We start from the raw sequence: 22,220 nt of genomic DNA, 5'->3' as shown, positions 1-22,220 counted from the left end.
AACGAGAGGGGCGGCGATGGCGATGCCATTCTACTGGAACGAACTCAATACCGACGATTTCGCCGGCCTTTCGCCCGACACGACCATTGCCATCCTTCCGATCGCCTCTACGGAACAGCACGGTCCGCACCTGCCGATCGCGACCGATGTTGCGATTGCCAACGGCATGCTGGCGGAGCTTCGAAAGCAGAAGCCTGCCGACCTCGATTTCCTTGTTCTGCCGACGCAGGAGATCGGCAAGGCGAATGAGCATGTCTATGGCCCGGGAACGCTGTCGCTCGGTGCGGAACTCTTAATTCCGGTCTGGACGGCGATCGGCGCCAAGGTGGCCGAAGCCGGCATCCGCAAGATGGTGATCGTCAATTCGCATGGCGGCAACGTCGACATCATGAGCATCGTCGCGCGCGAACTACGCGTGCGTCACCAGATGGCCGTCGTCTCCACGCAATGGGGCCGCTTTGGACACCCGGAGGGGATGATCAGCGAACACGAGCTGAAATTCGGCATCCACGGCGGCGACGTGGAAACTTCGCTCATGCTCCATTTTCGACCTGACCTGGTGCGAATGGACAAGGCAGAGAACTTCACCTCGAAGGCGGAGTGGATGCGCGCGCAATCAAAATATATTCAGCCGCTGCCGCCACATTCGCTCGCCTGGATCGCCCACGATCTCAATCCCAATGGCGTTGTCGGCGACGCGTCGCTCGGCACAGCCGAAAAGGGCGAAGCAATCTGCCGCCACCAGGTCCAAGGGTTCATCGAACTGCTCCATGACCTGAAGCGCTACCCGCTTTCCAATCTCTATTCGAGATAGGGTCTCTATCGTGCACGGCTCAGATTGCTGGAGGTTTTTCCGCCGCGATATGGCCTTTGGCCTGCAATTCCTCCACCAGGCCGGCCAGTTCGGCCAGGAGATATTCGACGAACAGGCTGGTCGCGGAATCGAGCGGCGCGCGGGCGCGGGCAAAAAGCTTCATCGGCTGGTGGCGGGCATGCGGCTCCGCGATCGGCCGGAAGACCAGCTCGCCCTGGCGGCATTCGGTGATGACGTCGAGCGGATTGAGAATCGTCAGCCCCGCCCCCGACTTGACCAGCTTCTTCAGCATCTCCGAGGCATTGGTTTCGAGCACCGGCTCGACATGCACGTCGAGGCGGGCGAGCGCCAGATTGATCACATCTCGCAGGCTGGTGCCTTGCTGCGCCAGCACCAGGCGCTCCTGGACGATATCCGCCAGGTTGATCGGACCTGACCCGATCAGATGATGGCCCGGCGGCAAAACCACGCCGATCGGGATGTCGAAATTGCCGAGCGTGCGGATGCCGGGCGTTGCCGGAATATTGAAGCCAAGGCCGATATCCACCTCGCCTGAGATCACCGGGTTGACCGTCATCGTTCCGGCGTCGTTGCGCAATTGCATGAAGACACGCGGGTGCTCGGACTGGAACCGGGCAATGATGTCAGGCAGCGGACCGGCAGCCAGGCCAACCGTGGTGACAATGCGGACCTTGCCGGCCTGCTGCATCTTCAGGCTACGGATGCGCCCCTCCAGCCGCTCGTAATTCTTCAGCACCTCGCGAATATGTTCGATGCAGAGTTCGCCGGCGGCCGTCAGCCGCAAACCGCGCGGCAAACGCTCGAAGAGCGGCGCGCCCATCTCCTCCTCCAGCGCAAGAATTTGCCGGTTGATCGCCGACGACGCCAGGTTCAGCCGCGCCGCCGCCTTGCGGATCGAGCCCGTGCGGGCGATCTCATTGATGTAGATGAGCTTTCTGGAATGTAGCATCCCAACCTCGTTGCGTAAAAATAAAGCAGACGCACAAATTAGGCACAGGCTTTCGCTGAGATGCCGAAAAGGCATCGTTGTGCACGAAATTTGATGCTTTTCAAAGAGCAACGCAACCGCTCCTATGAAGAAAATGGAACGTCGCGATGGGCGTTCCGCGCTCAGAAGGGGAACGCTGATCATGGCCGACACACTGAAGAATTGGGGCCTTTTTGCACTTGCCGGTCTTGGCGGCGCGCTTGCCGCCATGGCCTCCGCCCATGCGGCCGACAAGGTGAGTTACGGCACCAACTGGCTGGCCCAGGCCGAGCACGGAGGGTTTTACCAGGCGGTCGCCGATGGCACCTATGCGAAACACGGCCTCGACGTGACCATCGTGCAGGGTGGCCCGAATGCGGCAAACAGCGCGCTTTTGATCTCGGGCAAGATCGACTTCTACATGGGCGGCCCGCAGGGCGAGATTTCGGCCGTCGAACAGGGCATTCCGCTCGTCGACGTCGCGGCGATCTTCCAGAAGGATCCGCAGGTGCTGATCGCGCACCCGGACGCCGGCGTCGAGAAATTCGAGGACCTTGCCAAGCTGAAGACGCTGTTCCTCGGCAAGGACGGCTATCTCACCTATTTCGAATGGATGAAGGCGAATTTCAAAGGCTTCAAGGACGAGCAATACAAGCCTTACAATTTCAGCCCGGCTCCGTTCCTCGCGGACAAGGAGTCCGCGCAGCAAGGCTACCTCACCTCGGAGCCCTATGAGATTGAGAAGCAGGCCGGCTTCGAACCGAAGGTCTTCCTGCTCGCCGACAACGGCTACTCTCCCTATTCGACGATGATCACCACGACGCAAACGATGATCGACAGCAAGCCTGACGTGGTCCAGCGCTTCGTCGATGCCTCCATCGAAGGCTGGTACAACTATCTTTACGGCGACAACAGCAAGGCGAACGAGCTGATCAAGAAGGACAATCCTGAAATGACGGATGGCCAGATCGCCTATTCGATCGCCAAGATGAAGGAATACGGCATCATCGAGTCCGGCGACAGCCTGGACAAGGGCATCGGCTGCATCACCGATGCACATTACAAGGCGTTCTTCGACGAGATGGTGGCGATCAAGGTCTTCAAGCCGGAGACGGATTACACCAAGGCGTTCACGACGAAATTCGTCTGCAAGAGCACCGGCATGGCGATGAAGAAGTAAGCTGGCCGCAACCCCGATGATCCGCCGCGGCTGCGGCGGATTTTCATCTCCCCCGCATGAACGAGACAGGCAATGCCGCTAGCAGAAGCCCAGGCCGTATCCCCACAAGAGACGCGCAAGCGGGCATTGGTCGTCATGCGCTCGGTTTCGAAGGTCTTTTCCAGCGGAACCGTCGCACTTTCGGACATGTCGCTCACCGTCGAAAGCGGCGAATTCGTCAGCCTCCTCGGTCCGTCCGGCTGCGGCAAGTCGACGGCGCTGCGCATCATCGCAGGCCTTGGTGACGTGACATCGGGTGCGATCGACTGGCCGAGTTCGCGCATCAATTCGAAAGGCCTGCCGGAGGGCGATATCGGCTTCGTCTTCCAGGAGCCGACGCTGATGCCCTGGAAGAACGTATTCGACAACGTCCACCTGCCGCTGAGGCTGAGGGGTGTTTCGAAAGCCGCGGCCTCCGACCGGATCATGGATGTACTGACCACGGTCGGTCTGCAGGATTTCGCCAAGGCCTATCCGCGCGAACTTTCCGGCGGCATGAGGATGCGGGTCTCGATCGCCCGCGCGCTGGTGACGAAACCGAAGCTCCTACTGATGGACGAGCCCTTCGCCGCACTCGACGAAATCACCCGCCAGAAGCTCAACGACGACGTTCTGCGGCTCTGGAAGACGACCGGCATCACCGTCATCTTCGTCACCCATTCCGTCTTCGAGTCGGCCTATCTCTCGAACCGCATCGTGGTGATGAAGGCGAGGCCCGGCCGCGTCCACGCAGATGTCCCGCTAACGACCAGCCTGGAGCGCGACGCCTATTACCGCAGTTCCGAAGAATACAGGAAGGCCTGCGAGACGGTCTCCCATTCGCTCATCGGCGCAATCAATTCGGCGGGAGATCATTGATGAGTGACGAGACGGACGCATCGCCCCATCCGGATGCCGCCAGCGCCAGACGCCGCGATTTTGCGTTGCGCATCGCCGTTCCCATCCTCGTCATCGCCCTCCTGGTTCTGATCTGGTACGCCTATGTGAAGCTGTCAGGGGTACCGCCTTATATCCTGCCAGGCCCGGCTGCTGTGGCGAACGCCTTCGTGACCGACTGGGCCACGCTTGCGCCCGCCTTCTGGGTCACCACCAAGATCACGTTCCTGTCGCTGATGCTGGCACTTGTCGGCGGCGTCGGCTTTGCGATCTTCCTCGTGCAGTCGCGCTGGATCGAACTCGCCTTCTATCCGCTCGCCGTCATCCTGCAGGTGACGCCGATCGTCGCGATCTCGCCGCTGATCCTGATCTATGCGCCCTCGACGCAGGTGGCGCTGCTGATCTGCGCCTTCCTCGTCGCCTTCTTTCCGATCCTGTCGAACATGGTCCAGGGGCTGAAAAGCGTCGACCACAATCTCATCAACCTCTTCGAACTCTACGGCGCCTCCCGCTGGCAGACACTGCTCTATCTCAAGCTGCCCGCCGCCCAGCCCTATTTCATGACAGGCCTCCGGATCGGCGGCGGCCTTGCGCTGATTGCAGCCGTCGTCGCGGAATTTGCGGCGGGATCGGCGGGTGCGGGTTCCGGACTAGCCTTCCGGCTTCTCGAAGCCCAGTACCGGCTCAACATCCCTCGCCTCTTTGCCGCGCTGCTGATGCTTTCGCTTCTCGGCGTCGCAATCTTTGCCGTCACCTCGTTCATTTCCTGGCTTGCCCTGCATCGCTGGCACGAGAGCAGCCTGAAACGGGAAAACTGATGACCTATCCCTTCATCTCCCCGCCTAATGCCGGCCGCTTCGCACTGTGCAACGCGACGCTTCCTGCCGCCGCCACCGTAGGCTTTGACGCACCCGCCATCGAAGGTCTGCTCAAGGCCGATATCGTCATCACCAATGGCGTCATCTCCGCACTGCTGCCGGCGGGCGAAACGCCGGCCGAATTCGCGAGATCCGACCTGAAGGAGGGCATGGTCTGGCCGTGTTTTGCCGACATGCACACGCACCTCGACAAGGGGCATATCTGGCCGCGCAACGCCAATGCGGACGGCACTTTCATGGGCGCGCTGGAGGCCGTGCGCACTGACCGCGAAGCGAACTGGTCAGCGGCAGATGTCTGGAAACGCATGGAATTTTCGCTGCGCTCGGCCTATGCGCACGGCACCAGCCTGATCCGCACACATCTCGATTCGCTGGCGCCGCAGCACCGCATTTCCTTCGAGGTTTTTGCCGAGATGCGCGAGGCGTGGAAGGACCGGATCGCGCTGCAGGCGGTGGCGCTCTTCCCGATGGAAAATATGGCGGATGCGACCTTTTTCGCGGACCTGGTCGCTGTCGTGCGCGAAAAAGGCGGACTGATCGGCGGCGTCACCCGGATGACCGCCGATCTCGACAGCCAGCTCGACATGCTTTTCAGGGCTGCCACCGACAACGGCCTCGATGTCGATCTGCACGTCGACGAGACCGACGATCCCGCTGCCGAGACCTTGAAGGCGATTGCCGAGGCGGTGCTGCGCAACCGGTTCGAAGGCCAGGTAACGGCCGGCCATTGCTGCTCGCTCGCCCGCCAGGACGAGCAGGCCGCAAAGCGCACGGTCGAACTCGTTGCAAAGGCCGGCATTTCCATCGTCTCGCTGCCGATGTGCAACATGTATCTACAGGACCGCTACCCCGGCCGCACACCGCGCTGGCGCGGCATCACCCTTTTCAAGGAACTGGCCGCGGCCGGCGTGGCAACGGCGGTCGCCTCCGACAATACCCGTGACCCCTTCTACGCCTACGGCGACCTGGATCCGGTCGAGGTGTTCCGCGAGGCCGTGCGCATCCTCCATCTCGATCATCCATTGGATACGGCCGCGCGCATCGTCACCACTTCGCCCGCCGATATTCTCGGCCGGCCCGATACGGGCCGCATCGCCGTCGGAGCCCCGGCCGATCTCGTCCTCTTCAGCGCCCGGCGCTGGAGCGAATTTCTTTCCCGTCCGCAGTCAGACCGCGTCGTGCTTCGCCGCGGCAAGGTGATCGACCGCAGCCTGCCGGACTATCGTGAACTCGACAGCGTCGTTGGAGCCTGACATGACCGATTATCAGACGATCAAAAAGGAACTTGAAGGCATCGCCGTCGAAGACAATCCGGCGCTGGTGCGCCAGAAGAGCCGGGATTTCTACTGGTATTCGCCGATCCTGAAGGCGCAGCTCGACAATGTGACGGCCGATCTCGTGGTCACGCCGAAGAATGAGGAAGAGGTCATCCGCACGCTGAAGGTTGCTTTTGCTCATGGGGTGCCGGTCACGCCCCGCGGCGGCGGCACCGGCAATTACGGCCAGGCGATGCCGCTCTCCGGCGGCATCGTGCTGAACCTTGCGGCCATGAACAAGATCAAGGAAATCCATCCCGGCCGGGTGATCTGCGAGCCGGGCATCATCATCGCTCAGCTCGACAAGCAGACCAAGACCCATTCCGGCCAGGAACTGCGCTTCCACCCTTCGACCGCGCAGATGGCGACCGTCGGCGGCTTCATCGCCGGCGGCTCCGGCGGCGTCGGCTCGATCACCTGGGGCGGCCTGCGCGATCTCGGCAATATCCTGCGCCTGCGCGTCGTCACGATGGAAGCCGAACCGCGCGTGCTCGACCTCACCGGCTGGGACCTGCAGAAGGTCAGCCATGCCTATGGCACCAACGGCATCATCACCGAAATCGAAATGCCGCTGGCGCCCGCCTATGACTGGGTCGACGTGCTCGTCGGTTACGACGACTTCATGGCCGCCGTGCGCTTCTCGGATGCGCTCGCCAAATGCAACGGCATCCTCGTCAAGGAGATCGCGCCGATCGCCGCACCGATACCGCATGATTATTTCACGCGCCACAAACCCTATATCCGCAAGGGCCAGTCGGTCGTGGTGCTGATGATCGCGCCGCATTCAATGGATGCTTTCCTGGCCTTCGCCGCCGCGCATAAGGGCGAGGTCGTCTTCCGCTCCGACACGGTCGAAAGCATGAAGGGCATTCCGCATGCCTACGAGCTTGCCTGGAACCACACGACGCTGCGCGCCCTGAAGGTCGATCCCAACTTCACCTATCTGCAGGTTCAGTATCCGGGGCCGGATCACGTGGCCAAGGTCGCCAAGATGGTCGAGATCTTCGGGGACGAAGTGCCGGGCCATCTCGAATTCATCAGGTTCGACGGGCAGATCCAGTGCTCCGGCCTGCCGCTGGTGCGTTATACCTCGGAGGAACGCCTCGAGGAGATCATCAGGATCCACCAGGATCACGGCTGCCCGATCTTCAACCCGCACCGCTACACGCTCGAGGAAGGCGGCATGAAACGCACCGACAAGGTGCAGCTCGCCTTCAAGCACGAGACCGACCCGAGGGGGCTCCTCAATCCGGGCAAGATGATCGCCTGGGAGAACCCCGATTTCGATTTCGATGCCGGCAAGAACTATCTCTTCCCAGGACTTGCGAGCGTCATGGAGGCCTCATGAGAGTTCTCGTCCTTCACTCGCATCCGGTCGAGGAAAGCTACGGCACGGCGCTTTACAAACAGACGCTGGAAAGCCTTCGCAAAGCCGGTCACGAGGTGGATGGCTGCGATCTCTATGCCGAGAAATTCGATCCCGTGCTGTCACGCGACGACCGGCTCGCCTATCACGACTATCCCGGCAATACCGCACTGGTGAAGCCCTATGTCGATCGGCTGAAGCAGGCCGAAGGACTGGTCCTGGTGACGCCTGTCTGGAACTTCGGTTTCCCGGCAATCCTCAAAGGCTATTTCGATCGCGTCTGGCTTCCGGGCGTCTCTTTCGAACTTGTCGACGGCAAGGTGGAATCGCGGCTGCGCCATATCACCAAACTCGCCGCCGTGCTGACCTACGGAGCAACCCCATTCCGCGCCTTCGTGGCCGGCAACCCACCGAAGAGGATCGTCAAGCGCGTGCTGAGGGCGCAGATCAATCCGCTGCGGCCGGTTACCTTCCTTGCTCATTACGACATGAACAATTGCACGCCCGAAACGCGGGCGCGGTTTCTGCAAAAGGTGCATACGTCGATGGAACGTTTCTGAAACGGGGCGCCCCCAGTAGACATCACAATACTTTGGCGGCGGTGACCTCGACTTCGACGAGGAATTCCGGCCGGGTGAACCCGCCGACGATGATCAACGTAGAGACCGGCTTCGGATCGAGCGCGTAGCGATCGCGCACCGCCATATAGGCCGGAAAATCCTCGCGCTTCGTCACGAATGCCGAAATGCGGATGACATCCGCAAAACTCATCTCCGCATCGGCAAGAATGGCCTTGATCGCTTCGAAACAGAGCTCCGCCTGCTTGCCGATATCTTCCGGCACCTTCTCGTCGAGACCGATGCCGAGCTGGCCTGAAACCACGAGCAGCGAAGCGCCCGGCGGCACCAGCAGTCCGTGATTGTAATTTCCGAACGGACGGCGGACGGACGGCGGATTGAAAATCTTCTTCATCGGCATTTCCATAGCGCGATTTCCTTCAACTCCTCGGCCAAACCCTCTCCGACGTCAAGCGCCGCGCTCTTTCCGCTCGGCAGCGGCCGCAAAGACAGCGCTGGCGTCGCTGACGATTTCCACATGGGCATAGGCCGCGCGCGCGGCGGCCGCGCCGTCCGCCCGCATGATCGCCGTCACGATCACGTCATGCTCGTCATAGGATTTCGCCAGCCGGCCGGACAGCCGGAACTGCGCGCGGCGAAAAGGCGCAAGCCGGGCCCTGCTCTGCGTTACCAGCTCATAGATGTGCTCATTGTGCGCGCCGCGATAGAGCCGGCTATGAAATTCGGTATTATAGGCAGCATACTCTTCGTCGGCGCCCTGACGCACGAGCCGGGCGGAGGCGCGGTGCTCGATTTCCAACAGGCGCCGCTCCTCGATTGTCATCCGCTCGGCGGAAAGCCGCGCGCAAATGCCCTCGAGCTCCGCCATCGCCTCGAACATCGAATGCAGATAAGTTTCCGTCACATTGGTGATGACGGCGCTGCGGTTCGGTTCGCGCTCGACAAGCCCCATCGCTCCGAGTTCCCGGAGCGCCTCGCGCACCGGGGTGCGCGACACATCGAACCGGGCTGCCAGCGAAATTTCGTCGAGCTTGTCACCCGGCAGCATCTGCCCGGTCACGATCATGTCGGCGATTGCCCGCACCATCTGCTCGACGGTCGTTCCTGCCCGGATGATCTCCCGGCGCCGGATTTGCTTCGATGGGTCACTCTGGTCGTTGGTCATGCTGCATACACATGCATTGCCCACGACACAAAGTCAAATATGGAAACAATTCACTGTTTTTATTTGAAAAATGAAATTAAGCCGCAACCGGAAACAAGTTCACTTTCTATATAATGTGGAATTTTCGCCAATTTTGTAGGCTATGCATAAATTTTATACTGTGAGTCCATAAAATTGCATACACTTTCGACATCGGCCAAACAGTTTCGAGATTACCATCGTAAAATCAATTCCTTAATATCTGGCACGCCCATTGCATACACATTTCCCGTATCCAATGAACCGACAGAACCGCCATAAGGGAGCATTCCAATGACCAAACTCCTTTCCATGAACCGCCGCAATTTTCTTCAGACCTCTGCTGCCGCTGCCCTTGCCGGCGCCGCGCCCGGCCTGCTTTCCTCGCGCGCGCTTGCCCAGAGCGCCCTTACCGTCGGCTTCATCTATGTCGGTCCGAAGGACGACTATGGCTACAACCAGGCCCATGCCGAGGGTGCGGCCGCCGTCAAGGCGCTGCCTGGCGTCACCGTCGTCGAGGAAGAGAACGTGCCGGAAACGGTCGACGTCCAGAAGACGATGGAATCGATGATCAACCTCGATGGCGCAGCTCTGCTTTTCCCGACCTCCTTCGGTTACTTCGATCCGCATATGCTGGCGATGGCCGCCAAATATCCCGATACCCAGTTCCGCCATTGCGGCGGCCTCTGGCAGGAGGGCAAGCACCCGGCCAATACCGGCTCTTACTTCGGTTATATCTTTCAGGGCCAGTATCTGAACGGCATCGCGGCCGGCCATGCGACCAAAAGCAAGAAGATCGGCTTCGTCGCCGCCAAGCCGATTCCGCAGGTGCTCCAGAACATCAATGCCTTCCTGCTCGGCGCACGCACCGTCGATCCGACCATTGCCTGCCAGGTGATCTTCACCGGCGAATGGTCGCTCGCCGTCAAGGAAGCCGAAGCCACCAACGCGTTGGTCGACCAAGGCGCTGATGTCATCACCTGCCATGTCGACAGCCCGAAGGTCGTGGTTGAGACGGCGGCCGGCCGTGGCGCCTTCGTCTGCGGCTATCATGCCAACCAGAGCCCGCTCGCGCCCGAGAAGTACCTGACCGGCGCCGAATGGGCCTGGGGCAACGTCTACAGCGACTTCGTCAAAAAGGCGCAAGCCGGCGAAAAGCTCGGCAACTTCGTGCGCGGCGGCCTGAAGGACGGCTTCGTCAAGATGAGCGCACTCGGCCCCGGCGTCTCCGAAGCCGGGCGCAAAGCCTTCGAGGCTACCCATACCGAGATGATGAAAGGCGGCTTCTCGGTCTTCAAGGGACCGCTCAAGGACAACAAGGGCGGCACGGTCGTGACCGCCGACAAGAGCTACGCCGAAGACGCGATTGAGCTCGAAAGCATGAACTATCTGCTCGAGGGTGTGGTCGGATCCACGGCGTAAACAGCGAAGGGGGAAGCGCCATGACCGTCCAGGCCAATGATCCCGCAATATCCATCGCCGAAAACCCGGCTTCGCTGCGCCCCATCCTCGAATGGATCGCGCGAAAAGCCGAACCTCTTGTGATCGGCTTTGCCGCCATCCTGATCGGTCTTGCGCTCTTCTCCCTGTTTATCCTGGCGATCGGCAAATCGCCGGCAGTGCTTTTCCAGCTCATGTATACCGGCGGCTTCGGCAGCTGGTTTTCGGTGCAGAACAGCTTAAGCCGTGCCGCACCCCTTCTCCTGACGGCACTCTGCGTCGCCCTGCCCGCCCGCCTCGGCCTCGTCATCATCGGCGGGGAAGGAGCGGTCGTGCTGGGCGGCGTTGCCGCCGCGGCCATGGCCATGCCCCTCGCGGGTTCGGCGCCGGTCTTGCTGACGCTCGTTCTCATGGGAATTGCAGCCATGGTGGTCGGCGGCATCTGGATCGGCCTTGCCGGTTTCCTGCGCCATTACCGCGGCGTCAACGAGACCATCTCGTCGCTGCTGCTCTCCTATATCGCCATCGCCTTGATGAACCAGTTCGTCGAAGGGCCGCTGCGCGATCCTGCAAGCCTCAACAAGCCGTCGACCAAACCGCTGCCGGCTGAGTACATGCTCGGCAACATCCCCGGCATGGACGTGCATTGGGGCCTTGTCATCGGCATTGTCGCCTGCATTCTCTCCTGGATCCTGATCGAAGTGACGAGCTACGGCTTTGCCGCCCGTATTGCCGGCGGCAATGTGCGCGCAGCCCAGATTCAAGGCTTGCCCGTAGGCAGGCTGATTGCCGGCTTCACGGCGATCGCCGGCAGCTTCGCCGGGCTTGCCGGCATGATCGAGGTCGCCGCCGTCCAGGGCAGCGCCAATGCTTCGCTCGCCGCCGGCTACGGCTATACCGGCATCCTCGTCGCCTTCCTGGCCAGACACAATCCGCTGGCGATCGTCCCCGTCGCAATCTTGCTCGGCGGCATCGATGCCTCCGGTGGCCTGATCCAGCGCCGCATGGGGCTGCCTGATGCCACCGTGCTGGTGCTACAGGGCATGCTCTTCCTCGTCATCCTGTTCTGCGAGACCCTCTACGGCCGCTTCAAGATCTTCAATCCCGACCTCTGGAAAAGGAGCCCCTGATGGAGGACACAGGCATCGGCTTCTGGGGCGTGCCCCTCGCCATCCTCGCAGGCGCCATCCGGGTGTCCACCCCCTTCATTTTCGTCAGCCTGGGCGAGACGATCACCGAGCGCTCCGGCCGCATCAATCTCGGCCTCGAAGGCACGCTCGTCTTCGGCGCGATGACGGCCTATGCCGTCGCCGTCATGACCAACTCCCCCTGGCTCGGCGTGCTCGCGGCCATGGCGACAGGCGCGGTCTTCGGCCTCGTCCACGGCTGGATCTGCAAATGGCCGAAGGTCAACGACATCGCGATCGGCATCGCCATGATGCAGTTCGGCCTGGGGCTCGCCTTCTTCCTCGGCAAGCCCTTCATCCAGCCGGCAGCGCCGCACCTGCCGGCAATTCCGCTCGGCTTCTGGTCCAGTCTGCCGCAGATCCAGGCGGCGCTGAACATCAACGTGCTCTTCCTCCTCGGAGCCGCCCTCGCCTTCCTTCTCTGGTGGGCGTTCAAGAATACCCGCGTCGGCCTCGTCCTGCGCGTCGTCGGCGACAGTACGGATGCAGCACGGGCCATGGGCATCGATCCGGATCGCGTGCGACTGCTCGCCACCGCCGTCGGCGGCTCGCTGGCGGCGATCGGCGGCGCCTATCTCTCGCTCTATTATCCCGGCTCCTGGAACGAGGGCATTTCCTCCGGTCAGGGTCTGATGGCCGTGGCCCTCGTCATCTTCGCCCGATGGAATCCTATCGGCTGCTTCCTTGCCGCCCTGCTCTTCGGCGGCGCCGGCGCGCTCGGGCCGGCGCTGCAATCGGTTGGGGTGAGCGAGGGCTATTATCTCTTCTATGCCGCCCCTTACGTGCTGACGCTGGTCATCATGATCGCGACCTCTTCGCCGACACGTTCGCTCGCCGGTGCGCCCGGGGCGCTTTCCCTGACAAAGTAGCATGAAAGGAGCCAAGCCATGAACGGTCTCGGCGGATTGAACAAATCGGAACATGGCGTCGGCATCGGCCTCGTCCAATTGCAGCTTCCCGTTACCGTCACGAGAGAAGACCTCGCCCGCCAGACACAGGTGATCGTCGATCTCGTCGGTAAAGCGCGACGCAACCAGCCCGGCATGGATCTGGTTGTTTTCCCTGAATATGCTCTTCACGGCCTGTCGATGGATATCAATCCCGCGATCATGTGCACGCTCGACGGGCCGGAGGTCGCAGCCTTCAAGAAGGCTTGCAAGGGGAACGCGATATGGGGCTGCTTCTCGATCATGGAGCTGAACCCTGAGGGTATGCCCTACAATTCCGGCATTGTCATCGACGATAGGGGCGAACTGAAGCTTTATTATCGCAAAATGCACCCATGGGTGCCGGTCGAACCATGGGAGCCTGGCAATGCCGGTATCCCGGTCATCGACGGACCGAAGGGTGCAAAGCTCGCGCTCATCATCTGCCATGACGGTATGTTCCCGGAGATGGCACGCGAATGCGCCTACAAGGGTGCGGAAATCATGATCCGCACGGCCGGTTACACCGCGCCGATTCGTGAAAGCTGGAAATTCACCAATCAGTCGAATGCCTTCTGCAATCTCATGGTTACGGCGAGCGTCTGCATGTGCGGCTCGGACGGTACCTTCGATTCCATGGGCGAAGCCATGGTCTGCAATTTCGACGGCACGATCATCGCTCACGGCGCCTCTGGGCGCGTCAACGAGATCATCACTGCCGAAGTCCGTCCCGATCTGGTGCGCGAAGCACGCCTCGGCTGGGGCGTCGAAAACAATATCTACCAATTCGGCCATCGCGGCTATGTCGCTGTCTCCGGCGGCGCGGGTGACGCGCCCTATACCTACATGCACGACCTCGTCGCCGGCAAATACCACCTTCCCTGGGAGGATCGGGTGAAGGTCACGGACGGTACGTCTTGCGGCTTCGAGAAGCCGACGCGGCGCTACGGTGAAACATTCAAGCTCGCGGGCGAATAGGAGAAGAAGGCGATGGACGCCATGGTCGAACCCAAAGGACATTATATCGACGCCGACCCCTATGCCTGGCCCTATAATGGCGATCTGAGACCGGAGAACACGGCCCTCATCATCATCGACATGCAAACGGATTTCTGCGGCAAGGGCGGCTATGTCGATCACATGGGCTATGACCTGTCGCTCGTCCAGGCGCCGATCGAGCCGATCAAACGCGTGCTGGCCGCCATGCGCGCCAAGGGCTATCACATCATCCACACGCGCGAGGGCCATCGGCCCGACCTTGCCGACCTGCCGGCCAACAAACGATGGCGCTCGCAGCGGATCGGCGCAGGGATCGGCGATCCGGGTCCTTGCGGGCGTATCCTGACCCGCGGCGAACCCGGATGGGACATCATCCCCCAACTCTATCCGATCGAAGGCGAGACGATCATCGACAAGCCGGGCAAGGGCTCCTTCTGCGCCACCGACCTTGAACTGATCCTCAACCAGAAGCGCATCGCAAACATCATCCTGACCGGGATCACCACCGATGTCTGCGTCTCCACCACGATGCGCGAGGCCAATGACCGCGGTTTCGAATGCCTGCTGCTGGAAGATTGCTGCGGTGCGACCGACTACGGCAACCATCTCGCCGCCATCAAGATGGTGAAGATGCAGGGGGGCGTCTTCGGCTCGGTCTCCAATTCCCAGACGATTGTGAGCCAGCTGCCATGAGCACGGTCCGCGACACACCCCTCCCACAGGCGGGCCGAGCCGTCGGCATCGATACGCTCGACATGACGATGCGCTTCGGCAGCTTCACGGCGCTCGACCATGTCTCGATCAAGGTGCCCGCCGGCAGCTTCCATGCTTTGCTCGGCGAAAACGGCGCCGGCAAATCGACCCTCGTCAAATGCATCATGGGCTTCTACCACGCCACCGCGGGCGCGCTTTCGGTCGACGGCCGCGAAGTGGCCATCGCCTCGCCCAAGGACGCCGCCATCTATGGTCTCGGCATGGTCTATCAGCACTTCACGCTCGTCCCGTCGCTGACAGGCGCCGAAAACCTCGTCATCAGCCGCGCCGAAGTGCCCGCCATCATCAATTGGGCGAAGGAGCGGAAAGACCTTGCCGCCTTCATGGAGCGCATGCCGTTCAGGATCCCGCTCGACCGGCCTGTGAGCGAGCTCGCCGCCGGCGAGAAGCAGAAGCTGGAGATCGTCAAGCAGCTCTATCTCGGCCGCTCCTTTCTCGTTCTCGACGAACCGACCTCGGTTCTGACCCCTGCCGAAGCCGATGAGATGCTCGGACTCATCCGGGGAATGACCGAGCGCGGCGAACTGACCGTGCTGATGATTTCGCACAAGTTCCACGAGGTGACGAAGTTCGCCGATGCCGTCTCGGTCCTGCGACGCGGCAGGCTGGTCGGCACCGGCAAGGTCGGCGACCTCTCGACATCGGAGATGGCCGCCATGATGATCGGCGACGTGAAGCTTGCAGAGCTCGACAGCCGCGTTCCCGTCTCCGAAGTCGCCAGGCCCGTCCTTGCGGTGGAGCAGGTCAAGGCGCCGGACCGCTCTGGCCTCAAGACCATCGCGATCGACAATCTCATGGTCCGCTCCGGCGAGATCGTCGGGATTGCCGGCATTTCGGGCAACGGTCAGAAAGAGCTGACGGAAATCCTCGCCGGCCAGCGGCCGGCCGACAGCGGCCGCGTGAGCGTCAATGGCAAGACTTATGGCGCGACGCGCCCCGAAACCCGCAGAAACAATGTCCGCTTCATCCCCGAGGAGCCGCTGCAGAACGCCTGCGCCCCGCGCATGACGGTCAGCGAAAACCTCGCCTTCCGGACCTTCGACCTGAAGGCGGACGGCAAGGATGCGATCTGGCTGAACAAGGGCAAGATGAAAAAGCGGGCGGCGGCGCTGATTTCGGACTTCAAGGTGAAGACCGCCTCCTCATCCTCGCCGATCGCGGCACTTTCAGGCGGCAACGTGCAGCGCGCCGTGCTCGCCCGCGAACTGACCGGCAAGGTCGACCTGCTGATCGTCTCGAATCCCTGTTTCGGCCTCGACTTCTCGGCTGTCGCCGAAATTCGGGCCCGCATCATGAAGGCCCGCAATTCCGGCACGGCCGTCCTGCTGCTGTCCGAAGATCTCGACGAGCTGCTCGAGATGTCCGATCGCATCATGGTCATTTCCGAAGGCCGGCTGGTTTACGAGACACCGGCGCGCGCGGCCGATATCGCCGTGATCGGCGCCCACATGGCGGGGCATCATTGATGGCCGAGATCAAGGCAGAACCTTTCGCTTTCCCGGTAAAGCACGGTCAGCTCGCCCTTATCGTCATCGATATGCAGCGCGATTTCGCCGAGCCCGGCGGCTTCGGCGCAAGCCTCGGCAACGACGTCAGCCGCATCGGCAGGATCGTACCGGATGTCAAACGCCTCATCCAGGGCTTCCGCCGTGCCGGGCTGCCGGTCATCCATACGATGGAATGCCACCGTCCCGATCTTTCGGATCTGCCGCCGGCAAAACGCGACCGCGGCAATCCCATCCTCAAGATCGGCGACGAAGGCCCCATGGGCCGTATCCTCATCGCGGGCGAGCCGGGAACGGCGATCCTGCCGGAGCTTGCTCCGATCGACGGCGAAGTGGTCATCGAAAAGCCCGGCAAGGGCGCCTTCTATGCAACCGTACTTGAAGAGGTGCTGCAGCGAAACGGCATCAGGCAGCTGGTCTTTGCCGGCGTGACCACCGAGGTCTGCGTACAGACGACCATGCGCGAGGCGAACGACCGCGGTTACGAATGTCTGCTCGCCGAGGAGGCGACGGAAAGCTATTTTCCCGAGTTCAAGGCCGCCGCCATCGCCATGATCCGCGCCCAAGGCGCGATCGTCGGCTGGACCGCCCATGTCGACGATATCCTGGAGAGCATCGCCCATGCCTGAAACGACCCGCGAACTTCTGACGTCAGGCGGCTGGAATGAACTGGAATTCGGCCCCTTCCGCGATCAGGTGACCATCCACTGGATCCGTCCCTTCGAGGATGACCAGCCGGGCGTGGCGCTCCTGAAATACGAGGCCGGCGCCAGCGTTCCTCGCCACAGGCATGAAGGACTGGAAACCATTCTCGTTCTCGATGGCGTACAATCCGACGAGGCGGGCGATTACATCAGCGGCAGCTATATCGTCAACGCGCCCGGCACCGAACATTCGGTCTGGAGCGATACCGGCTGTGTCGTGCTCATCCAATGGGATCGGCCAGTGAAAATACTGGAAGAAGAAGTAGCGTAAGATCGGCGATTCCCTCGACATCGCCTCGCTGCGCCACTCTATCGCGATGGCGGCAGCACCCGGCGATTATTGGCATGGCCCTGGCCGCGAGACCGATCCCAGCACGAGGCGTACGATCAAAGGTTTCACGCAGGTTTTCAATTCGATCGCCTTGAGCAGGTTCGAACCGGAGACCCGATCATTCACCTGAAATCCCGCGACTTCACCCTGATCTCGTCGAGATGAAAGATTAACGCTCCGCTGCGCGCCTCCATCGTCGTCTTGGCCAGATCGGCTTAGATATGTAATGCGCCTCCCAAAGCTTTCAGCGCTGCCTCCATCACCGCTTCACTGCGGGTCGGATGGGCGTGGATGGTCCCGGCGATGTCTTCCAGGCGCGCGCCCATCTCGATCGCAAGGGCAAACGCGGCCGACAGTTCGGAAACGCCTGCCCCCACCGCCTGCAAGCCGAGAAGGAGGTTGGTGTCGGCACGAGCCACCACCCGCACGAAACCGTCCTCCGAGACCATCGTCATTGCCCGCCCATTGGCGCTGAACGGAAACTGCCCGGTGCGGATTTCATAACCTTGCGCCTGCGCTTCCGCCGGCGAGAGGCCGGCGCTGACGATCTCCGGATCGGTGAAGCAGATGGCGGGAATGCAGCGCTTGTCCCAGGCGCGCTTCTTGCCGGCGATGATCTCCGCTACCATCTCCCCTTGCGCCATGGCCCGGTGGGCCAGCATCGGTTCGCCGGTCACGTCGCCGATCGCATAGATGCCGCGCATCGAGGTGCGGCAGCGATCATCGATCCTGAGATAGGGACCGGCGCGATCGAGATCGAGTTCCTCGAGACCGGAACCCGCCGTTCGCGGACGGCGGCCGACGGTTACGAGGATGCGGTCGGCCGGCAGGCTTTCTCGCCGGCCATCGGCGGTTTCGACAAGCAGCGCCTCACCATTGTCGGCAAGGCCCGTCGCCTTCGCACCCGTCAGCACCCGGATGCCGCTTTCGGTAAGCTTGCGCATGACGGGCCGCACGAGTTCGGTATCATAGAGCGGCAGCACCTGCTGCGTCGCCTCGACCACCGTCACATCAGATCCCATCTTGGCGAATGCCATTCCGAGTTCCAGGCCGATGTAACCGCCGCCGACCACGACCAGCTTCTTCGGCAGCTCCGTCAGTGACAGCACCTCCGTCGAGGAAATGACGCGGCCGCCGAATGGCAGGTTGGAAAGCTCCACCGGGTCGGAGCCGGTTGCGATCACCACGGTCTCGGCGCGGATGATCTGCTGGCCGGTTTCGGTCTCCACCTCCACCGTCTTGCCGTCGCGAAAGTGAGCGCGGCCATGGACGATCTTGACCCGCGCCTTCTGCAACAGCCCCGAGACGCCGCCTGTCAGCCGACCGACGATGCCGTCCTTCCAGGCGATCGTCCTTGCGAGATCGATCGAGGCGCCTTCGACACGGATGCCCATCGGGTTTTTGCCGACGAGCATCTTTTGCGTGGCGTCGAACTCCTCGGCCGCATGGATCAAAGCCTTGGAGGGAATGCAGCCGACCGTCAGGCAGGTGCCGCCCGGCTTGCCGGCCTCGACGACGACGGTATCAATGCCGAGCTGCCCGGCGCGGATGGCGCAGACATAACCGCCCGGGCCGGCGCCGATGACGAGGAGCTTGCAGACAATCTCTTTCATGGATCAGCCTTCGATGAAAATGAGCGCCGGCGTTTCGAGGAGCGTACGGATGCGCTGCACGAAGGTCGCCGCATCCCAGCCGTCAATGATGCGATGATCGAAGCTGGAGGAGAGGTTCATCATCTTTCGGGGCACGAATTGCGTCCCGTCCCAGACCGGCCGCGTGGCGATCTTGTTGACGCCGATGATCGCCACCTCGGGATGATTAATAACAGGCGTCGAGACGATGCCGCCGAGCGCGCCGAGTGAACTGATGGTGATGGTCGAGCCTGAAAGCTCATCACGCGTCGCAGTCCCCGAACGCGCCGCTTCCGCCAGCCGGACCATCTCGGCGGCGCAATCCCAAATGCCGCGCGCTTCCGCATGCCGCACCACCGGCACCGTCAGACCGGCGGGCGTCTGCGTGGCGATGCCGATATGCACGGCGCTGTGGCGTGTGATGATGCCGGCATCGTCGTCGAAGGTGGCGTTTACCTCGGGCTGCTCGGAAATCGCCTTGACCAGCGCCCGCATCAGGAAGGGCAGAACCGTCAGCTTCGGATGATCCGGCCTGCGGTCGCCATTCATGGTGGCGCGCAACTCCTCGAGTGCGGTCATGTCCACTTCCTCCACATAGGTGATGTGGGGAATGCGCGAGGTGGACAGCACCATCTTCTCGGCAATGCGGCGGCGCAGGCCGGTCAGCTTGATCTCCTCGGTCGCCGTCTTCCTTGCAAATCCGTTCCTCGTCGCTGCAGGAGCTGTTCCCTGCGACAGGAACTGTTCGACATCTTCGCGCAGGATGCGACCGGCGGGGCCCGTGCCCTGCACCTGTCTGAGATCGACACCGCTCTCTCTGGCGAACAGCCGCACGGAAGGCGCGGCAAGCGGCTTTTCGACCGGCGCGGGAGCAGGTGCAGGTGCAGGTGCAGAAGCCGGCGCTGTCGGCGCGGGCTTGGTAATCTCGGCCTTGGGTGTTTCGGCGACCGGCGCTGGCGAGATCCGTATGGGCTGAGCCTCGTCGGTTTCCCCTGCCGTTTCGATCCGCACCAGCGGCGCCTTGACCGCGATACGGTCACCGATCTCGCCGGCGAGCCAGATGACGGTGCCATTGACGGGTGACGGAATTTCCACCGTCGCCTTGTCGGTCATGACGGCGGCGATCACCATGTCCTCGCGAACCGGATCGCCTGCCTTCACGTGCCATTCGACAAGCTCGGCCTCAGCGACCCCCTCCCCGACATCGGGCATCTTGATGATGAATTCGCCCACGGCTCAGGCCTCCATGACTTCGGCAAGCGCCCGCCCGACACGGCCGGGACCGGGGAAATAGTCCCACTCCTGCGCATGCGGATAGGGCGTATCCCAACCGGCGACGCGCACAACCGGCGCTTCGAGATGATAAAAGCAATGTTCCTGCACCAGCGACACGACCTCGGCGCCGAAGCCCGACGTCAGGGTCGCCTCATGGACGACAACACAACGCCCGGTTTTGGTGACCGATTTGACGATCGTATCGAGATCAAGTGGCAGCAGGCTTCTCAGATCGATCACCTCGGCATCGATGCCGGCATCCTCGGCCGCGGCAAGCGCCACATGCACCATCGTGCCATAGGCAACCACCGTCACCGCAGACCCGGCGCGCCGGACCTCGGCCTTGCCGATCGGGATGGTGTAATGGCCCTCGGGCACCTCGCCGAGGTCGTGTTTCGACCAGGGTGTGACCGGCCGCTCGTGATGACCGTCGAAGGGGCCGTTATAAAGCCGCTTCGGCTCCAGGTACATAACCGGATCAGGGTCCTCGATCGCCGCGATCAGCAGGCCCTTGGCGTCGTACGGATTGGAGGGAACGATCACCTTCAGACCACAGACATGGGTGAACAGCGCTTCCGGGCTCTGGCTGTGCGTCTGGCCGCCGAAAATGCCGCCGCCTGTCGGCATACGCACGACGATCGGGCAGGTAAAATCGCCATTGGAGCGGTAGCGGATCCGCGCCGCCTCCTGCGTGAGCTGATCATAGGCGGGATACATATAGTCGGCGAACTGGATCTCGACGCAGGGCTTCAGCCCGTAGGCGGCCATGCCGATCGCCGTGCCGACGATGCCGGATTCGCTGATCGGGGTATCGAAGCAGCGTGTCCTGCCGTATTTTGCCTGCAGGCCCTGCGTGCAGCGGAAGACGCCGCCGAAATAGCCGACATCCTCGCCGAAGACCACGACATTGTCGTCCTTCGCCATCGACACGTCCATGGCGCTGCGCACGGCCTCGATCATCGTCATCCTGGCCATGTCAGTACCCCGCCTTCTGCCGCTGGCGGCGGATATGCGCCGGCATCTCGGCATAGACGCCCTCGAAAATATCGCGCACCGAGGGCCTGCCGCCGGCATGCAGCGTGCCGTGCGCTTCCGCCTGGCGCTGCGCTTCGATCACTTCGTCCATGATTTCGGCTTCCGCCTGCACGTGCCGCTCCTCCGACCAGGCGCCCTTGACGATCAGATGTTTCTTCAGCCGCAGCACGGGATCGCCGAGCGGCCAAGCCTCCGATTCCGTCTTCGGTCGATAGGCGCTCGGATCGTCGGAGGTCGAATGCGCGCCGACGCGATAGGTCACATGTTCGATCAGCGTCGGGCCGAGATTGCGCCTGGCCCGCTCGGCCGCCCATCGGGAGACGGCATGGACGGCGAGATAATCGTTTCCGTCGACCCTCAGCGCCGGAATGCCGAAGCCGAGGCCGCGAGCGGCAAAGGTGCCGGAGCCGCCGCGGGCAATGCCTTGGAAGGTCGAAATCGCCCACTGATTGTTGACGATGTTGAGGATCACGGGCGCCTTGTAGGTCGAGGCAAAGACGAGCGCCGAATGGAAATCCGATTCCGCCGTCGATCCATCGCCAATCCAGGCAGCGGCAATCCGGCTGTCATTCTTAATCGCCGAGGCCATCGCCCAGCCGACGGCCTGGACATATTGGGTGGCGAGATTGCCGGAAATGGTGAAGAAGCCGTGTTCCTTGGAGGAATACATGATCGGCAGCTGCCGGCCGTGCAGCGGATCGCTCTCGTTCGAATAGATCTGGTTCATCATCTCGACCATCGGATAGTCGTCGGCAATCAAGAGGCCGGCCTGGCGATAGGTCGGGAAATTCATGTCTCCCTTGTTGAGCGCCTTGCGGAAGGCGCAGCTGACGGCCTCTTCGCCGAGATGCTGCATGTAAAAGGAGGTCTTACCCTGGCGCTGCGCCATCAGCATGCGGGCGTCGAAAGCGCGCAGCTTCATCATGTTGCGCAGCCCGGTCAGCAGCTCCTCATCGGAAAGCGATCCCGCCCAGGGACCGACCGCCTCGCCATCGCGGTTCAGCACGCGGATGATCGAATAGGCAAGCTCCCGGATTTCCTCCGAGGCGACATCGACCTCCGGCCGCGGCACCGCACCGGCCTTGGCGATCTTGACGTTGGAAAAGTCGGGCTGGCCGCCGGGGCGGACGGCAGGTTCGGGGACGTGCAGGCTCAAACGAGCGGAATCCACCATGTTTCTTCTTTCCTCCCTTTG

The 22,220-nt window shown here is 62.1% G+C and carries 22 protein-coding genes; 15 read left to right on the top strand and 7 right to left on the bottom strand.

Annotation, left to right across the window (positions count from 1 at the left end; translation table 11 throughout):
- The first annotated feature begins 16 nt into the window (after positions 1-16).
- The gene (locus K6M89_RS18820) at positions 17-814 is read left to right on the top strand and encodes a creatininase family protein (protein WP_097582993.1); all 798 of its coding nucleotides are present in this window, start codon (positions 17-19) and stop codon (positions 812-814) included.
- Positions 815-833: 19 nt separating this feature from the next.
- Here K6M89_RS18820 and K6M89_RS18815 read toward each other — a convergent pair whose 3' ends face one another.
- The gene (locus tag K6M89_RS18815) at positions 834-1,784 is read right to left on the bottom strand and encodes a LysR family transcriptional regulator (RefSeq protein WP_222140502.1); all 951 of its coding nucleotides are present in this window, start codon (positions 1,782-1,784) and stop codon (positions 834-836) included.
- A 181-nt stretch (positions 1,785-1,965) separates the two neighbouring features.
- Here K6M89_RS18815 and K6M89_RS18810 point away from each other — a divergent pair, with 181 nt between their 5' ends.
- The 6 genes from K6M89_RS18810 (at position 1,966) to K6M89_RS18785 (ending at position 8,017) form a co-directional block, all read left to right on the top strand.
- On the top strand, positions 1,966-2,982 hold the full coding sequence (locus K6M89_RS18810) for an ABC transporter substrate-binding protein (protein WP_097583058.1): 1,017 nt from the start codon (positions 1,966-1,968) through the stop codon (positions 2,980-2,982).
- Positions 2,983-3,054: 72 nt separating this feature from the next.
- Positions 3,055-3,879, top strand: coding sequence for an ABC transporter ATP-binding protein (locus K6M89_RS18805; RefSeq protein ID WP_222140501.1), 825 nt, complete (start codon positions 3,055-3,057; stop codon positions 3,877-3,879).
- Positions 3,879-4,715, top strand: coding sequence for an ABC transporter permease (locus tag K6M89_RS18800; RefSeq protein ID WP_222140500.1), 837 nt, complete (start codon positions 3,879-3,881; stop codon positions 4,713-4,715). The genes K6M89_RS18805 and K6M89_RS18800 overlap by 1 nt, the downstream gene beginning before the upstream one ends.
- Positions 4,715-6,028, top strand: coding sequence for a cytosine deaminase (locus tag K6M89_RS18795; RefSeq protein WP_222140499.1), 1,314 nt, complete (start codon positions 4,715-4,717; stop codon positions 6,026-6,028). The genes K6M89_RS18800 and K6M89_RS18795 overlap by 1 nt, the downstream gene beginning before the upstream one ends.
- Position 6,029: 1 nt before the next feature.
- The gene (locus K6M89_RS18790) at positions 6,030-7,439 is read left to right on the top strand and encodes an FAD-binding oxidoreductase (RefSeq protein WP_097582984.1); all 1,410 of its coding nucleotides are present in this window, start codon (positions 6,030-6,032) and stop codon (positions 7,437-7,439) included.
- Positions 7,436-8,017, top strand: coding sequence for an NAD(P)H-dependent oxidoreductase (locus K6M89_RS18785; protein WP_222140498.1), 582 nt, complete (start codon positions 7,436-7,438; stop codon positions 8,015-8,017). The genes K6M89_RS18790 and K6M89_RS18785 overlap by 4 nt, the downstream gene beginning before the upstream one ends.
- Before the next feature lie 22 nt (positions 8,018-8,039).
- On the opposite strand, the gene K6M89_RS18780 is transcribed toward K6M89_RS18785, so the two are convergent.
- Both K6M89_RS18780 and K6M89_RS18775 read right to left on the bottom strand, forming a co-directional pair.
- The gene (locus K6M89_RS18780) at positions 8,040-8,429 is read right to left on the bottom strand and encodes a RidA family protein (protein ID WP_222140497.1); all 390 of its coding nucleotides are present in this window, start codon (positions 8,427-8,429) and stop codon (positions 8,040-8,042) included.
- 54 nt (positions 8,430-8,483) lie between these two features.
- Entirely contained in the window at positions 8,484-9,200 is a 717-nt protein-coding gene (locus K6M89_RS18775) for a GntR family transcriptional regulator (protein WP_097582980.1), read from the bottom strand.
- Positions 9,201-9,512: 312 nt separating this feature from the next.
- Between K6M89_RS18775 and K6M89_RS18770 the strand changes: the two genes are divergently transcribed.
- Genes K6M89_RS18770 through K6M89_RS18735 form a run of 8 tightly spaced genes read left to right on the top strand, consistent with a single transcriptional unit; the run spans position 9,513 to position 17,024 of the window.
- A complete protein-coding gene (locus tag K6M89_RS18770) occupies positions 9,513-10,640 on the top strand; it encodes a BMP family ABC transporter substrate-binding protein (RefSeq protein ID WP_222140496.1) in 1,128 nt (375 codons plus the stop codon).
- 20 nt (positions 10,641-10,660) lie between these two features.
- Positions 10,661-11,788 (top strand): ABC transporter permease, encoded by a 1,128-nt coding sequence (locus K6M89_RS18765; protein ID WP_222140495.1) that lies wholly within the window; start codon positions 10,661-10,663, stop codon positions 11,786-11,788.
- Positions 11,788-12,714 (top strand): ABC transporter permease, encoded by a 927-nt coding sequence (locus K6M89_RS18760; protein ID WP_222140494.1) that lies wholly within the window; start codon positions 11,788-11,790, stop codon positions 12,712-12,714. Before K6M89_RS18765 ends, K6M89_RS18760 begins: the two co-directional genes overlap by 1 nt.
- Positions 12,715-12,732: 18 nt before the next feature.
- A complete protein-coding gene (locus K6M89_RS18755) occupies positions 12,733-13,749 on the top strand; it encodes a formamidase (protein WP_222140493.1) in 1,017 nt (338 codons plus the stop codon).
- A gap of 12 nt (positions 13,750-13,761) precedes the next feature.
- A complete protein-coding gene (gene biuH / locus K6M89_RS18750) occupies positions 13,762-14,463 on the top strand; it encodes a biuret amidohydrolase (protein ID WP_222140492.1) in 702 nt (233 codons plus the stop codon).
- On the top strand, positions 14,460-16,010 hold the full coding sequence (locus K6M89_RS18745) for an ABC transporter ATP-binding protein (protein WP_222140491.1): 1,551 nt from the start codon (positions 14,460-14,462) through the stop codon (positions 16,008-16,010). The genes biuH and K6M89_RS18745 overlap by 4 nt, the downstream gene beginning before the upstream one ends.
- Positions 16,010-16,678 (top strand): cysteine hydrolase family protein, encoded by a 669-nt coding sequence (locus tag K6M89_RS18740; RefSeq protein WP_222140490.1) that lies wholly within the window; start codon positions 16,010-16,012, stop codon positions 16,676-16,678. Before K6M89_RS18745 ends, K6M89_RS18740 begins: the two co-directional genes overlap by 1 nt.
- On the top strand, positions 16,671-17,024 hold the full coding sequence (locus K6M89_RS18735; RefSeq protein WP_222140489.1) for a cupin domain-containing protein: 354 nt from the start codon (positions 16,671-16,673) through the stop codon (positions 17,022-17,024). Before K6M89_RS18740 ends, K6M89_RS18735 begins: the two co-directional genes overlap by 8 nt.
- 275 nt (positions 17,025-17,299) lie before the next feature.
- On the opposite strand, the gene lpdA is transcribed toward K6M89_RS18735, so the two are convergent.
- The 4 genes from lpdA to K6M89_RS18715 are packed head-to-tail and all read right to left on the bottom strand — an operon-like array spanning position 17,300 to position 22,199.
- A complete protein-coding gene (lpdA, locus tag K6M89_RS18730; protein ID WP_222140488.1) occupies positions 17,300-18,697 on the bottom strand; it encodes a dihydrolipoyl dehydrogenase in 1,398 nt (465 codons plus the stop codon).
- Positions 18,698-18,700: 3 nt separating this feature from the next.
- The gene (locus K6M89_RS18725) at positions 18,701-19,948 is read right to left on the bottom strand and encodes a dihydrolipoamide acetyltransferase family protein (protein ID WP_222140487.1); all 1,248 of its coding nucleotides are present in this window, start codon (positions 19,946-19,948) and stop codon (positions 18,701-18,703) included.
- 3 nt (positions 19,949-19,951) lie between these two features.
- Positions 19,952-20,965 (bottom strand): alpha-ketoacid dehydrogenase subunit beta, encoded by a 1,014-nt coding sequence (locus tag K6M89_RS18720; protein WP_222140486.1) that lies wholly within the window; start codon positions 20,963-20,965, stop codon positions 19,952-19,954.
- A gap of 1 nt (position 20,966) precedes the next feature.
- Positions 20,967-22,199 (bottom strand): 3-methyl-2-oxobutanoate dehydrogenase (2-methylpropanoyl-transferring) subunit alpha, encoded by a 1,233-nt coding sequence (locus K6M89_RS18715; RefSeq protein ID WP_222140485.1) that lies wholly within the window; start codon positions 22,197-22,199, stop codon positions 20,967-20,969.
- Positions 22,200-22,220: the final 21 nt, after the last annotated feature.

This window comes from Rhizobium croatiense (genome assembly GCF_019793465.1).
Lineage (GTDB): Bacteria > Pseudomonadota > Alphaproteobacteria > Rhizobiales > Rhizobiaceae > Rhizobium > Rhizobium croatiense.
Note: the sequence above shows the minus strand (reverse complement) of the source record. Positions and strands in the feature narration are given on the sequence as shown.